Origin of the sequence: Desulfovibrio fairfieldensis, assembly GCF_001553605.1 — a bacterium.
Classification (GTDB): domain Bacteria; phylum Desulfobacterota; class Desulfovibrionia; order Desulfovibrionales; family Desulfovibrionaceae; genus Desulfovibrio; species Desulfovibrio fairfieldensis.
The window spans coordinates 579087-593435 of the sequence record NZ_CP014229.1; the positions used below are offsets into that span (position 1 = coordinate 579087).

Genomic DNA, 14349 nt, shown 5'->3' on the forward strand with positions numbered 1-14349 from the left:
ATGGCGCCAATTGCGCCAACTGCGCGGATAAACGTGTTCCCGGCCAGCATAGCCGCTTTGTGGGCAAAGGGAAAGAAGGACGGGCTTTGGCGGGGCCGCGCGGCGGCGATCATGAAAAAACGCCGGAATGAAAAAGAAAATCTTACCCTGGCGGAACTTTCGTATCTGCAAATGCTTGCTCAGGATTTGCTAGAGTATACAGATTCAGATTTAGATACCGCCATCATAGAGGGAAAAATTCAGGAGGTACATCATGCCTGAACGTAGTCGGATTTTAGAGGGAGTCTATGAAACTGCGAATGATCCGCATTCGGCAGAAATCATGAACAAGCGTCGTTTGCAGACATATGAAGCTATCTATCAAGCTCTTCAAGTCCCAAATATACAGAACAAGTCAAAGCATTGCGTAGTAGCTTGCAAGTAAGCCAGAGCGTGTTTGCCATGTACATAAATACCAGCACCTCGACAGTACCCGCATGGGAGGCAGGCAAAAAATACTGGCGGCCCTTCATGCAAACTTTTAGACATAATCAGTCGAAAAGGTATTGAAATACTTTTATAATAAGTTGTTTTATCGGCATAGAGATTTACAAAAAGCCCCAGATGGGGCTTTTGGGAGAACTTTCATTGCTCCAAGGAGGCTGTATTCATCCAAAACTCTCTAATATCATAGCCCTTTCTTGCAAGTGCAATACAGAGTTTATTCGTTATATAGTCTAATTTTTCACACAATGTAATATCTTCATTTCTTACTCCAAGTGCTTGGGCAATAACACTTGCTTCGGGTTCAACACCCAAAATTTCAGATAAAAGCTCTACTATTTCTATAGGCGCTTTTTTTGATATAAGCTCTCTTATGTCAATACCGTGTCGTGCTAGAGCTATATAAATTTCATCTGAAATGCTGCCTTTTTTTCACTCTCATAAAAGACTGATGGCCGCACATCAAGAATCATTGCGGCCTCAAAAGATGTATTTACATTAAGTCGCTGAAGGATTGGTTCTAATAGTTTTGAAGAAAATTTTTTCCCAAAATTGGTTGATGTTTTTGATTCTGTAGTCATGATAGACTCCTAGTTAAATGTTGAATAACAGAACCTATAGCTAACCAACCCATGCAGAATGAAGACCGAGTGCATCAAAATAGCAATCCTTGTAATAAATATCTCCTATACCAAAGAGAATCCACATTGGAGAAACATTGTTTGTTGCGTGAAGTACCATCAACCAGTACATGGAATGTGATTTTCTTCCATAAGAGTTGCGATGGCAGAAATATCAGTGTGAAGTATCTCTGCCAGCTCTTGCGGTTTGGTTGTTTTTGTAACTTCGTATAAGCGTATAAGAATATATTTGGGGTCATCTACATAAATATCAAACTTGTTTTGAGATGTTATATTTAATAACATATTGTCTCCAAGTGTTAGAAATTCAGGTATAATGATTTCTTACATTCACTTTATTCTGCGGAGCCTAAAAATTTAGAGCATTACATTATTTCAAATTTGGACTACAACTATATTCAAAAAATAAAATATTTGATTTATTTGTATTAGTAATATGGATATAGTTAGGATAAAAAGCAACTTTTCTTTCCATATAGATACAGCATTCTTTTTCTAACCATTTTATTTTTATTAGCTAACTGCATAATTATATCTATTTTTTCAGAAATAGATTCTGAGTTAGCGGTGATATACTGATCCCCGCGTCCAGTAAGTATCCACTTGGGCGATGCGTGACTTTTTTCATTAATACAATCAAATAATACGCTGGAATCATATGAGGTCATGGGATATCTAGAAAAATTTGGTTCCATTGACCCCTTCCAAATTTGACACTTCTTTTTTAAATATTCTTTCATTTTAAATAGTTATGCTGATGCAATGGTGGAAGGAGGAAATCTATTTAAAGAATACAGCTAGTTATGATAGATTTGCTTATGAATAGTTTGTATGTATGTTTTTTATAGTGTTTACCGCATTTATTTGAATCAAATTTTCGGCAATAATTTTTATCTATGTAAAATTATTATATTTTTAAATATATATCTGTGGTAATAGATATTGTTAAGTAGAAATTTTTTTGATATATACTGTTCCAATTTTTACGTAATAAACTGATCCCATTGATAGTGTTTTCTGCTATGTATAAAGGATGAATCAGTCAGAAAAGCGCATAAGCCGGTCGATTTTGCTTGGCAGGCGAGTACGGACGTACAGAGAGCGCGCTGGGCTCACTATCGCCCAACTCGCTGCTCTGGCCGATGTGGCACCGACTACACTTGCCGAACTTGAACGAGGAAAAGGAAATCCTCGATATGAAACACTATGTAATTTAGCTGCTGGATTAGGTATACCTATTACAGTTCTTGTCCAATATGAGGATATGATGTTGCGGGATATATATATTGAGTCCGCAAAAGAACTGCTAATATTGTTTAATGAACTGAATGATGAAGAACGTAAAAAGCTCAATCAACTTATTCTTATATTTCAAAGAATCAATTCTTGGAAAGAAAAAGATTAATAACTAATATTTGATGTAAGTACAATGGCTAAAAATAGCTATAAAGAATCGGAAGAGTTAATACGCATTGGAAAGCGTATAAAGTGCTTTCGGGAACAAGCCAATTTATCGCTTGCAGATCTATCACGATTATCCGGTGTACCGGCAAATACATTATCAAACATTGAGCATGGACGAGAAAATCCTGCTTATTCCCGAATTTTTGCTATATCTAAAGGATTAGGCTTACCTATTTCTCTAGTAGTACAAATTGACGATGGCCCTCTACAAGAAATAGTAGAAGAGTCATCGAAAGAATTTATTAGATTTTTGAAGGATGCTACAGATGAAGAAATACTAAAATACCAGCGGATGACTTTTATATTACAGCGTCTTTCAAAATGGAAAGAATAGGGGCCTACTTATAAAATATTCCCCTAGACTCAGAGAACGCCCCCACTTGCGAAAAGTGGGGGCGTTCTTCTTGCCGGGAGAAGAGAACCTTTGGTTCCGACTGTGGGGCGAACTGCGGCAGCCGCTTCGGGGGTGTCATTTCTGCGGGCTGCGCCTCTGGGCCTTCACGACCTGGTTACGGCCTTCCCGCCTGTGCCGCGCGATCTTTTCCACCGTGAGGTGCGCTACTCAAGTACGTGAGCAGCAAAAACGCGCCGATAACGCCGCCCGCGCGGAAGAGGCGGATTTTGTAAAATAATTGCAAAGGCACAGGAAGGCTGGGGCAAGAGTGTTTTTCTTTTTCACTCCGGACACAAAAAATGCTCATCCTATTCATTTGATTGCCCTGCATGCCCCCGGCGGAGATATTGCGCCCCGGACGGCCAAGCGCTATGCTGCATCGTCCCGCAACTCCAACCCCCGGCGGCAAGCCGTTTTCATATGACAGTACATGACATCCGCGCCCTGCTGGCCCGCGACAAGCCCACCGTGGGCACTTGGCTGCAACTGCCCTCCACGGACGTGGCCGAGCTCATGGCGCGCGCCGGATACGACTGGGTGGCCGTGGACATGGAACACGGCTCCTTCGGCCGCACCGGCCTGCCGGATATCTTCCGGGCCATTGAGTGCGGAGGGGCCGCGCCCTTCGCCCGCCTGCCCGAGGCTGCAAAAAGCCAGATCAAGTCCGCGCTGGAAGCCGGGGCCCAGGGCCTGATCTTTCCCATGATCGAAAGCCGGGAACAGCTCGACCGGGCCATTGACTGGTCCGTGTATCCCGGTCAGGACAGTTGGCGCAAAGCGGGCGAAACCGCCGCGGAATATCGCGGCGTGGGCTATTGCCGGGCCAACGTCTTCGGCAAGGATTTTGAGAACTACCGGCAAGAACGCGCGCCGGGGCTGTTTCTGGTGGCCCAGATCGAACACATCCGGGCCGTGGACAATCTGGACGCCATTCTGACCCATCCCCGCCTGGACGCCATCATGGTGGGGCCCTACGACCTTTCGGGCAGCATGGGCCTGACCGCGCAATTCGACCATCCGGACTTCCAGGCGGCCATGGCGCGCATTCAGGCGGCCTGCCGCAAGCACAAGGCGCGCATGGGCCTGCATATCGTGCAGCCGGACCCGGCGGAACTGGCCCGGCAGGTGGCGGCGGGCAGCCGTTTCATCGCCTACGGCATTGATTCGGTATTTTTATGGCAAGGGGCCGAACGCCCCGGCGTGGAGAACTAGCTGTGAAAATAACTGTTTTCGGCGGTTCCGGCTTTCTGGGCTCGCATATCTGCGACAAGCTCTCCGAGGCCGGGCACGCGGTGACCATTGTGGATCTGCATCCCTCGCCCTGGCTGCGTCCGGACCAGACCATGCTGACCGGCAATATCCTGGACGAAGAAACCGTGCGCCGGGGCGTGGAAGGCGCGGACATGGTCTTCAACTACGCGGGCATCGCGGACATCGGCGAGGCCAACAACCGCCCGGTGGACACGGCGCGGATCAACGTCCTGGGCAACGTCATGATCCTTGAGGCCTGCCGCAGGGAGCGGGTCAGGCGTTACGTCTTCGCCTCTTCCCTCTATGTCTACGGCAAATCCGGCGGCTTTTACCGTTGCAGCAAGCAGGCCTGCGAGATTTATATCGAGAACTACCAGGCCATGCACAAGTTGCCGTATACCATACTGCGCTACGGCTCGCTCTACGGCCCGCGCGCGGACAGGCGCAACGCCATCCACCGCTTTGTCTACGAAGCCTTGACCACGGGAGCGATCACCTATTACGGCGCGCCCACGGCCCTGCGCGAATACGTGCACGTGGACGACGCCTCCACGGCCACCCTGGCGGTGCTGGCCCCGGAATTCGAGAATCAGAACATCATCATTTCCGGCAACCAGCCCATGCGGGTCGGGGATCTGTTCAAGATGATCGGCGAAATGCTTGGCAAGGAGCTGACCATCAACTATCAGAACGATCCCAATAGCGGACATTACCAGGTCACGCCCTACGCTTTCATGCCCAAGGTGGGCCGCAAGCTGGTGCCGCCGCTGACAGTGGACCTGGGGCAGGGCATTTTGCGGGTCATGGAAGATGAGCACAGGGAACTGCACACGGAATTGCAGGCCGAAGGGGGATATCTGGTCCCCACGGATGACTGAGACGGCGCCTGACGCCCTGGCGGGCGGCGACGCCCGGCCTTTTTGCGAGCCTGGTCGCGCGCCTGCCCGCAAGTCCTCCCGTCTGGTGACGTTGGGCGTCACCGGCGACTGGGCCTTTGCGGCCGGGACATTGCTGCTGGCCCTGCGGCGGCACAATCCGGATCTGGGCGCGGATATTCTCGTCTTTCACGACGACGGCCTGCGCCCGTCGGACCGGGCCCTGCTGGAAGGCCTGGGCGCGCATTGCGAACCGTTTGCCGTGGCCTGCGACGGTCTTCGACCCGAGGCCGTGCGCCTTCTTTCCCCGCTCTCCCTGGCCAAATTCGCCTGTTTCCGCCTGCTGGCCGACTATGAAAGCGTGCTCTGGCTGGATACCGACCTGGTGGTGCAGGACGACCTGGGGGATGTCTTCAGCCACGGCCCGCTGGCTCTGGCCGTGGAAGATCCCGAATTCACCGGCGAGGGCCGCACCTGCGGGGCGGCTGTCAATTTTTATGAGCCCGTGCCCGGTGTGGACGGCGACGCGCCCAATCTGAATACCGGCGTCATGGTCTGGCGGCGCGGCCTGCGCGATCCGGAGGCGCTGGAGCGACGCTGTCTGGATTTTCTGCAAGCCCATGGTCCCAAGCTGCGCTATCCGGATCAGGCGGCTCTCAATGCCTTGGCCCAGTGGATGCGCATCGAGCGGCCCGGCGAACTGGCCGAACTGCCCCGGCGCTTCAACTGCCATCCGCGCAATCCGGCGACCGTGTATGCGCCTGTGGTGCACGCCTTCGGCGCGTACAAGCTCTGGAACGACGGGCTCACGGCCGCCTGCTTCCCCGAATGGCAGCGGGATTACGCCCGCTGGCTGCGCCTGGGCGGCAGCCCCTATGCCGGGCCGGTGGACAACGCGGCCTACGGCGAGGGTGGGGCCTTCTATCTTTTGCGGGGGCTCTTTGATACCATCGGCAAAAGTGAACAGGCCCTGAACTCCCTGCGGGAGCGGCTGGCCGCCGAAAGCGCGGCGCGGAAAAAACTGGAAGATCTGCTGCGGCGTCTGCAGCCGCGTACATAACATCGCCATCTTTTCCAAGGAGAAGGAATCAATGAACATCATCGCCATCATCCCGGCGCGCATGGGTTCCAGCCGCTATCCCGGCAAGCCGCTGGCCCTGATCCACAATGTGCCCATGGTGGGCCATGTGACCTTCCGCACGGCCATGAGCAAGGTGCTGTCCGATACCTATGTGGCCACCTGCGACAGCATCATTGAGGATTACTGCAAGAATGCGGGCCTCAAATGCGTGATGACCGGCGACCACCATGTGCGCTGCTCCACGCGCACCGCCGAGGCCCTGCTCAAGATCGAAGAGGCCACGGGCAAGAAGGCCGACATCGTGGTCATGGTCCAGGGCGACGAGCCCATGGTCCGGCCAGAGATGATCGACGCCGCCGTGCAGCCCATGCTGGACGATCCGTCCATCAATGTGGTCAATCTCATGGCCGAGATGGACACCTTGGAAGAATTCGAGGACCCCAACGAGGTCAAGGTGGTGGTGGACCGCTTCAATAACGCCCTGTACTTCTCGCGCGAGCCCATTCCGTCCCGTAAAAAAGGTTCGGATAAAGTGCCCATGCGCAAACAGGTCTGCATTATTCCCTTCCGACGCGATTATCTGCTCCGCTTCAATGAAATGGAGGAAAGTCCGCTGGAAATCTACGAATCCGTGGATATGATGCGTATTTTGGAATACGGGGAAAAAGTGCGCATGGTGCCCACGGACTGCCGCACCTGGAGCGTGGACACGCCCGAGGATCTGGCGCGCGTGGCCCGGCTCATGGAGGGCGACGACCTGATGCGGGAGTACAGCAAGTAAATGGCGCGGCCCGCTTCGCCCGCCACGCCTCCGGGCGCGCCGGGCTCTTCCGATTCCGCCGGGGCTTCCGGTTCTTGCGGCTCCTGTGGTGCGTGCGGCCCAGGGCATGTAGACAGGCCGTCGGCCCAATCCCGCCTGGGGGCCGCCCTGGAAGAGTTCTGGATCGCACTTTTTGCCTGGGTGCCCACGCCTCTGGGCCTGGCCCTGCGCCTGCTGGCCTGGCGCTGGCTGTTCGCGGCCTGCGGCTCGGTGCGTTTCGGCACGGGCCTGACCTTGGCCGGGTGCCGCAATATGCGTCTGGGCCGGGGCGTGCGCCTGGGGCGGGGCTGTTTCGTGACCGCCGGGGGCGGCAGCCTGACGCTGGGTGAGAATGTGGCCGTGTCGCCCTGCGCCCATCTGGGGGCCGACAACGGCCGCATCGAGATCGGCGCGCAGACGGCCATCGGGCCGGGCACGGTGATCCGCGCGGCCAATCACCGCTTCGCGCGCCAGGATCTGCCCATCATGCACCAGGGCCATCAGCCGGGCCAAGTGATTATTGAAGACGATGTCTGGATTGGGGCCAACTGCGTGATCACGCCCGACGTGCGCATCGGGCGCGGGGCCGTGGTCGGCGCGGGCGCTGTGGTGACGCGCAATGTGGCTCCTTTTTCCATTGTGGCCGGGGTGCCGGCCAAGGTTATCGGCCGCCGGGGCTAGGGGCTGTCCTAAATTGGTTCTTTTGCCTTCCAGCTTCGTCAATCTGCGCTTTTTGCTCCAGTCGAGTACCATTGAGAGTATACTCCTTTCGCAAAAAGCTTGTTTTCCTCGCTGGAAAGGCAAAACGCCTCAATTTAGAAACAGCCCCGGAGCATTTGACACTTGAAATGCTCTCGCATGCGCCGTTGCAACCGGGACAATACGTGACGTTATTTTTTGAGGAAAATTTATGCCTTTGCAATGTCTGGTTTTTGACTGCGACGGAGTGATTCTGGACAGCGTGCCGGTCAAGACGCGGGCCTTCGCCCGGCTGGCCGAGCCTTTCGGCCCGGAAGCGCGGGACCGCTTCGTCATGTACCATACGGTGCACGGCGGGGTCAGCCGCTACAAGAAGTTCGAGTGGTTCTTCCGCGAAGTGCTGGGCCGCGAGATCAGCCAAGAGGAATCCACCCAATGGGGCCGCCGCTTCGCGGAGTATACCCTGGACGAAGTGCGTCGCTGCCCGCTGATTCCCGGCGTGCGGGACGTGCTGGAAAGCTGGCACGGCAGATTGCCGCTCTATGTCTGCTCCGGCGCGCCGGAAGAGGAACTGCGCCTGGTGCTGCACGAACGGCGGCTGGAAGGTTATTTTACCGGTATTCACGGTTCGCCGCCCGCCAAGGCCCAATTGCTGGCCGAAATCGTGCGCAGCGCCGGGGTGGAGCCCGAAAACGCCCTGATGGTGGGCGACGCCGTGACGGACCGCGACGCGGCGGAACAGGTGGGCACCTTGTTCTACGGGGTAGGGCAGGAGCTCAAGGGCGGCCCCTTCCCCTGGGGCGAGGATCTCACCGGGCTCAATGACTGGATCAGGGCCAGGGTCTGATTTGAAAAATTAGACATCCAAAACCTGTAGGGTTTTGCGGGGCGTAGCCGCCGTGGGTCAGTGAAAAACGCGGTTTTTCGCTGATGATCCTGCGAAAATTGAGAGCATGGCTATGCTCGAAATTTTTGTGATCAGAGACTAGAATAGATTACCTTTGAAATGCTTTGCGCTTCAAAGGGGACATTCCGGAAAAAGCGCGGTTATCGCTGCTGTCGATCCCCGTATGGCTCCGTTGTCGCCAACGGGGACAGCCCTTCGGGCTGCCTTCGGTCGCTTTTCCGGAATCCACGCCGCGTTGCTCTCGATGCCTGTACGCCCTTTGGGCTACAGGCACGGCCCTACGGGCCGCCCGTCGGGTCGGTCTTCGCGGCGCGCCTCACCGCGTTCGGCGTTAGAGCATTTCAAAGTTGAAATGCTCTGGCCTGCGGAAGCACTGATTAGAGCCATTTTTCCTTGCTTTGTTGTACGCATTCCCGCCTCTCCGCTGGAGCCCCCGGCACAGAGGCACAACCCGGTTTATTCCCATGAAAAAAGCACTATTTTTGTTCTGCTGCCTGTGCCTGGTCTTTGCTCTGGCGGCTTGCGGTTCCGACGACGACCAGAAAAGCGGCAGTGCCGCCGGACAAAGCGCGCCCGCCTCACCTGACGCCGTGCCGTCTTCGCCGGGGTCTGCCGCTTCCGCTCCCTCCGTTGTCCCCGCGCCCGTATCCCGGCCTCCGGCCACGCCTGAGGAAAAGAAGCAGGCCGACAGGATGGTGGCCTTTTACAATACCGCCGCCGGAGTGCTGGCCAGCGGCTGGTACGGCCAGCCCGACGCGTTGCTGACCAATGTGCGCGCCTATCTGGAAGACTGGCAGCTCGCGCCCCGGCCCGCCGTACGCGGCGCGCGCGGCGAAGCGGCCAAAGGCCTCGCGCCCGCCAAGGGGCTTTTTTCGGCTGAGGTGGAAGCGCATCTGGCTCAATGGGTCACGGACATGGACAAGTCCCTGGACGCCATGCTGGCGGATTACAAGGCCCTGGAAAAATACGTGCGCGACGACAGCATCCGGGACGACGGAGCCCAGGGGAAAAAGCTGGCGGCAAGCCTGGGCGCGGCCCATGCGACCTTTATGGCCGCCCGCGACAGTTATCTGGAAGTTGTGGAGGCCCGGGCCGCGCAGGCCGAGGACGTGCTGCTGCGCGACCATCCGCTTCAACGGCAGATTGTGGCGGCTGAAAAGATTTTTTCCCTTTTCCGCAAGGCTGCCGGATTGCTCGGCCCGGAAAAGCCGGATAAGGAAGCCCTGGAGCAATTGCGTCAGGAGCTGGAATCCGCCATTGCCCTTGCCGGGCGGCCGCCTTTCCCGGCTTCGCCGGAACTGGAACGGGTTTACCGGGCCTTTCTCAAGGAAGCCGCGCTCTTTCCCCAGGGACTCGCGCGCGGTCTCTCCGAAGGCTTTTACAGCCCGTTGCGGCGCGATCTGAATAGTATCGTCGGTCGCAGCCGCGAGGCGTATAACGCCTTTGCGCGGGCGGCCAATCAGTCGTAGCGCAAAATATTTTTGCAAAGCTCCGGCTTCCTTTCTCCGGAAAGCGGAGCACCTCATCCCGGCAACCGTCAAGACGCTGACAGTTGTCGGGATTTTTTATATCCAACCTATGAATAATTAAGATAAAAATATGCTTGGCAAGCTGTTTGCAAAAAGGAGAACGGAAAAGTTTTGCGTGTCCGGCCAGGTCCGGCAATTCAAGAGCGCCAAGTGCGCCGATTTCGCCAAGTTCGGAGGTCAGCATGTTTTTTTTGCTGGGAGGCAATGACAAAAAAGCCCGCAAGGCTGAGAAACAGACGCGGGCGTCCGACGCCACCGCGCGCGTGCGTGACGTCTTTCTGGCCGGACGTTTTCCCGTGGTGACCACCCATCAGGTGGAGGGCCGCCGCATCGCCAAGGTGCTGGGCCTGGTCTGCTGCCGGGGCTATGACTCGGAAGAGGCCTTTTTCGGCATGGCGGGCCGGGCCATGAACAAAGGGGCCCAGGCCATTGTGGGCTATAATGAAAATGTGGCCTTTCATCCTGACGGCAGCAAATATTTCTCCTGCTTCGGTACGGCCGTCATGTTTGAATACGACCCGGCGGACCCGGATTCCCTGCCGCTCATGCTCCAGCAGAAATTCAGGGAGCGGGAGCAGCAGCCCAACAGCGATATGATTTAACAACTTCTCCTCAGTCCGGCGCGGGCAGAGGAGAAAAATCCTCAGTGCGCAGCAAGGCGCCAATGTTAAAAAGCCGTCGATTACCGACGGCTTTTTATGTTTCAGACATATTCCACGCTGGCCAGCGCCAGCCCCCCGGCCGGGGCCGTGGCCGAGGGCACGGCCCGGCGGTCGCGGGCCGCCAGCAGGTCCGGCACGTTTTCAGGCCGGATTTTGCCCTGCCCGCAGGCCGCCAGCAACCCGGCCATATTGCGTACCATCTGCTTGAGAAAGCCGTTGGCCGTGACGGTCAGGCGCAGCCCGGGCGCGTGCGGAGGATAGAATTCGCAGGGCGGCGGGATGTCCAGTTCCGCCCGGAAAACGGTGCGCGTGGTGCTTTCCATGTCCGTGCCCGCGTTTTGCAGCCCGGCGAAATCGTGCTCGCCCAGCAGATGGGGCAGGGCCGCGCGCATGGCTTCCACATCCAGCGGGCCGCAGTTCCAGACAAAGGGGGCCAGTTGCGGCGGCACAAAGGCGCGTTCCTGCCAGAACTGGTACACGTAAGTTTTGCGCAGGGCATCCTTGCGGGCGTGAAAATCCGCCGCCGCGGGCTCGGCCGCCAGTATGCGGATTTCCGGCGGCAGCAGGGCATTGAGGCTGCGCTGCCAGCGCAACCCGGCCTTGGCGTCGGGGACATCGCAATGGGCTACCTGGCCGTGGGCGTGCACGCCCGCGTCGGTGCGGCCTGAACCGTGCACCCGCACCGGCGCGCCGGCCAGCACGCGCAGGGCGGCTTCCAGCTCGCCCTGAATAGTGGGCGGCGGCGACGGCTTTTCCTGGATCTGCCAGCCGCTGTAGCCGGTGCCCAGATAGGCCAGCAGCAGTTTCAGGCGCATCAGTCCGGCAGCCTCATGCGGGTGATCAGTTCCGTGAACTTGGCGGTCTTGACCGGATTGGTATAGGTCAGGATTTCACCGGACTGCTTGGGAGCCATGCCCGAGAGAATCCGAATGGCCACGCGCTCGTCCATGCTTTCCAGCGCCTTGGCCGCCGTCCGGGGCTTCATGTTGGCATACATCTGGATCAGATTGCGGATTTTTTTGTCTTCCAGGCCTTTGGCCTCGCGGATCATGTCCTTCATCTTCTGTTCGGCGTCCTGCAAATCTTTCAGGCGCTGGTCCATCTGCTGCCGGAGCATGAGAATATCCTGCTGCTGGCGGGCCAGGTCCTGGGCTTTATCGTTGGGATCGCCGGGGGGAGCGGTGGGCGTCACGCGGGGCGCGGGCGGCGGCAGGGTGGCGGGCTGTCCGTTTTGCGGCAGCGAGGGTAGGGCCGAGGAGGCTCCGGCGCTACGCGGAGGCAGGGGCGCGCCGTCGGTTCCCTGGCCGCGCGGAATATCGGCCGGAATGTCCGGCGCGCCGGGCATGGCCATGGGCGCGGTCTGTTCCGCCGGGGCAAAGGGGGACGACGCGGCCGGGGCTTGGGGCACAGGCATGTCCAGCGCGGCGGCGTGCGCGGCCTGAACGCTGCCGAGTCGCGGAATGGGCAGGCTTTTCAGGCCCAGTATGTCCAGAAGGCCGTCGTCGTGGCCGGGTTGTCTGACCGGTGCTGCGGCCAGCAGGGATACGGGATTTTCGGCCGGAGCCGGAGTGCCGGCCTCGGCCACGGGAGCGCCGAGAGGCGCGGGAGCGGGCAGTCTGGGCGGCGTGAAGGCGGCACTGTCCGCGTCAGGGACGCTGCGGACTTTGGCCGCCACCAGCGGTGCGGGAAGCGCGGATTCCGTGCCCGCCTGCTGCGCGTGCCGACGCGGCTTCGCAGCGGCGGCCAGTTGCGCGGCGGCGGAACCCTGCGGCATGTCGCCGCCGGGCAGCGCGTCTGTTTGAAGGTCTTGTCCGGAGGATGCGGCCGCAGCGGCCGCCGGGGCGCTTTTTCGCAGATTTTCCCGGGAATCCGGGTCGCGCGATGCCGTGGCCGCCGGGTTGACCGAGGCGACGGGGCCAGCCTCAGGCACGGTTTCCCGCGTGGTTTTTTGAGTATCCAGCCGCGCCGCGTCATTCGGCACGCCGCCGAGCCAGACGGGCAGGGGCACGTCCAGCATGAGCATGCCCAGAATGGCAAGTTTGATAAAGCAAAGCACCGCCAGCCAGCGAAAGAGCCTAGAAAGACGGAGCCTTATAGCGGAGGGTCGCGATTTCGTCATTGAAGCGTTGCTCCTTCAACTGTTCTTCGCGGGCATGGTAGTGTTTCTGCCGTTCCTTGAGTTTTTCCAGCAGTTTTTTGTCTATGGCGCGGGCCGCCAGCAGATTTCTGGCTTCCTCCACCATCTGGGCCAGCATGCGCGCCTGGAGGGAGGCTGCGGCCACGTCGCCGCGCAGGCCCTTGACGTATTGTTCCAGCAGCCAGCGTTCACCGGCTTCCATAAGAGCTTCGTTGCAGAGGCGGTCCTGGGCGCCCCGGAGTTCCGCCTGGAGCGCGTCCAGGCGTTCCCGGGCCTCCTGGAAGCGGCGCTGCGCCGTGGCCAGGCGCACTTTGGCCTCTTCTTCCAACTGCTCCCGGTAGTCGAGCACCTTCTGCATTTTGAAGCGAAACGGCATGCAAACTCCGCCTTGTTTTTGACGCCTGTCCTGAACCGCCAAAGGGAATTGCAAACTGCGGGCCAAAAGGCGGAGCTGCCGCCTTGCGGCAGCTTCCGGTCAGACGTTCAGGGCCGCCGCGTGATTGACCGGGCCGCAGCCCTTGCCGGGGCTGTAGCTCTTGCGCAGAGCGAGATTGAGAAATTCCTGGGCCTTGGTCACGGCCACCCGCAGGGGCAGGCCCTTGCCCAGACCCGTGGCGATGGCCGCTGAAAGCGTGCAACCCGTGCCGTGGTTGTTGGCGGTCTCCACCTTGGCCTGGGGCAGAGCCTTGGGCGCTTCGCCGGGCAGACAGAGGCAATCCGTGACCACAATGGAGCTGTCCATGTGGCCGCCCTTGATCAGCACGGCCCTGGCCCCCATGTGGAGCAGCTTTTCGCCCGCCGCGAAGGCGTCCTCCACGTCGGCGATGCTGAGGCCGGTCAACATTTCGGCCTCGGGCCGGTTGGGCGTGAGCAGATCGCAGCCGGGCAGGATTTCTTCTTTCAGAGCCGTCACCGCGTCCTCCTGCAACAGGCGGCTGCCGCTCTGGCTTACGGACACGGGGTCCACCACCAGGGGAAAGGCGCGGCGGCGCAGAATGGGGCTGATGGCGTGGATGATGCCCGCGGAAAACAGCATGCCGGTTTTGGCCGCGGCCACGGGAAAGCCTGCCAGCACGGTTTCGAGTTCCAGAGCCACGAATTCGGGCTCCGGCGCCTGGATGCCCGTGACGCCCAGGCCGTTCTGGGCCGTCAGGGCGGTGATGACGCTCATGCCGTAGCCGCCCAAGGCCATGATGGTTTTCAGGTCGGCCTGGATGCCCGCGCCGCCGCCGGAGTCGGAACCGGCAATGGTCAGAATGTTAGGGGGGGTCGGCATACGCACTCCCGTTTCGGGTTGCAGATGTGATTGCGCCGTTTCCGGCGCTGAAAAAAAGGGCAGGGCGTCACAGCCCTGCCCGGAGAGCGTTGACAGCGTCAACGCGACCAAAAATCAGGAGCAGGCCACGGCTTTGCCGTGCCGTTAGTTG

General features: G+C 58.0%; 17 protein-coding genes. 11 read left to right on the forward strand and 6 right to left on the reverse strand.

Annotation, left to right across the window (positions count from 1 at the left end; all coding sequences use genetic code 11):
- Positions 1-33: 33 nt before the first annotated feature.
- Positions 34-261 carry a hypothetical protein gene (locus tag AXF13_RS02500; protein WP_150116055.1) on the forward strand — a complete coding sequence of 76 codons (228 nt, stop codon included), beginning with the start codon at positions 34-36 and terminating at the stop codon, positions 259-261.
- Between the two features lie 620 nt (positions 262-881).
- On the opposite strand, the gene AXF13_RS16420 is transcribed toward AXF13_RS02500, so the two are convergent.
- Complete coding sequence (locus AXF13_RS16420) at positions 882-1064, reverse strand: hypothetical protein (RefSeq protein ID WP_150116056.1); 183 nt, start codon at positions 1062-1064, stop codon at positions 882-884.
- A gap of 159 nt (positions 1065-1223) precedes the next feature.
- A complete protein-coding gene (locus AXF13_RS17000; RefSeq protein WP_190276372.1) occupies positions 1224-1409 on the reverse strand; it encodes a hypothetical protein in 186 nt (61 codons plus the stop codon).
- A gap of 748 nt (positions 1410-2157) precedes the next feature.
- On the opposite strand from AXF13_RS17000, the gene AXF13_RS15700 reads away from it, so the two are divergent.
- The 10 genes from AXF13_RS15700 (at position 2158) to AXF13_RS02540 (ending at position 10725) form a co-directional block, all read left to right on the forward strand.
- On the forward strand, positions 2158-2529 hold the full coding sequence (locus AXF13_RS15700) for a helix-turn-helix domain-containing protein (protein WP_083521922.1): 372 nt from the start codon (positions 2158-2160) through the stop codon (positions 2527-2529).
- 24 nt (positions 2530-2553) lie between these two features.
- Positions 2554-2922, forward strand: coding sequence for a helix-turn-helix domain-containing protein (locus tag AXF13_RS15705; RefSeq protein WP_083521923.1), 369 nt, complete (start codon positions 2554-2556; stop codon positions 2920-2922).
- A 480-nt stretch (positions 2923-3402) separates the two neighbouring features.
- Positions 3403-4194, forward strand: a complete 792-nt coding sequence (locus AXF13_RS02505) for an HpcH/HpaI aldolase family protein (protein ID WP_008686204.1) — start codon at positions 3403-3405, stop codon at positions 4192-4194.
- A 2-nt stretch (positions 4195-4196) separates the two neighbouring features.
- A complete protein-coding gene (locus AXF13_RS02510) occupies positions 4197-5111 on the forward strand; it encodes an NAD-dependent epimerase/dehydratase family protein (protein ID WP_008686203.1) in 915 nt (304 codons plus the stop codon).
- Positions 5104-6168 (forward strand): glycosyltransferase family 8 protein, encoded by a 1065-nt coding sequence (locus AXF13_RS02515; RefSeq protein ID WP_062251523.1) that lies wholly within the window; start codon positions 5104-5106, stop codon positions 6166-6168. The genes AXF13_RS02510 and AXF13_RS02515 overlap by 8 nt, the downstream gene beginning before the upstream one ends.
- 31 nt (positions 6169-6199) lie before the next feature.
- Positions 6200-6970 carry a 3-deoxy-manno-octulosonate cytidylyltransferase gene (locus AXF13_RS02520; RefSeq protein ID WP_008686201.1) on the forward strand — a complete coding sequence of 257 codons (771 nt, stop codon included), beginning with the start codon at positions 6200-6202 and terminating at the stop codon, positions 6968-6970.
- The gene (locus AXF13_RS02525) at positions 6971-7669 is read left to right on the forward strand and encodes an acyltransferase (protein ID WP_083521925.1); all 699 of its coding nucleotides are present in this window, start codon (positions 6971-6973) and stop codon (positions 7667-7669) included.
- A gap of 229 nt (positions 7670-7898) precedes the next feature.
- A complete protein-coding gene (locus tag AXF13_RS02530) occupies positions 7899-8534 on the forward strand; it encodes an HAD family hydrolase (RefSeq protein ID WP_062251524.1) in 636 nt (211 codons plus the stop codon).
- A 524-nt stretch (positions 8535-9058) separates the two neighbouring features.
- The gene (locus AXF13_RS02535) at positions 9059-10063 is read left to right on the forward strand and encodes an MCP four helix bundle domain-containing protein (protein WP_062251525.1); all 1005 of its coding nucleotides are present in this window, start codon (positions 9059-9061) and stop codon (positions 10061-10063) included.
- A 242-nt stretch (positions 10064-10305) separates the two neighbouring features.
- Positions 10306-10725 (forward strand): YbjQ family protein, encoded by a 420-nt coding sequence (locus tag AXF13_RS02540; protein WP_062251526.1) that lies wholly within the window; start codon positions 10306-10308, stop codon positions 10723-10725.
- 101 nt (positions 10726-10826) lie between these two features.
- Here the strand turns inward: AXF13_RS02540 and truA are convergent, their stop codons facing one another.
- The 4 genes from truA to thiD form a co-directional block, all read right to left on the reverse strand.
- Positions 10827-11600 carry a tRNA pseudouridine(38-40) synthase TruA gene (gene truA / locus AXF13_RS02545; RefSeq protein WP_083521927.1) on the reverse strand — a complete coding sequence of 258 codons (774 nt, stop codon included), beginning with the start codon at positions 11598-11600 and terminating at the stop codon, positions 10827-10829.
- Positions 11600-12904 (reverse strand): hypothetical protein, encoded by a 1305-nt coding sequence (locus AXF13_RS02550; protein ID WP_062251528.1) that lies wholly within the window; start codon positions 12902-12904, stop codon positions 11600-11602. The genes truA and AXF13_RS02550 overlap by 1 nt, the downstream gene beginning before the upstream one ends.
- Positions 12861-13298, reverse strand: a complete 438-nt coding sequence (gene fliJ / locus AXF13_RS02555; protein ID WP_008686187.1) for a flagellar export protein FliJ — start codon at positions 13296-13298, stop codon at positions 12861-12863. The genes AXF13_RS02550 and fliJ overlap by 44 nt, the downstream gene beginning before the upstream one ends.
- A 99-nt stretch (positions 13299-13397) precedes the next feature.
- Positions 13398-14198 carry a bifunctional hydroxymethylpyrimidine kinase/phosphomethylpyrimidine kinase gene (gene thiD / locus AXF13_RS02560; protein WP_062251529.1) on the reverse strand — a complete coding sequence of 267 codons (801 nt, stop codon included), beginning with the start codon at positions 14196-14198 and terminating at the stop codon, positions 13398-13400.
- Positions 14199-14349: the final 151 nt, after the last annotated feature.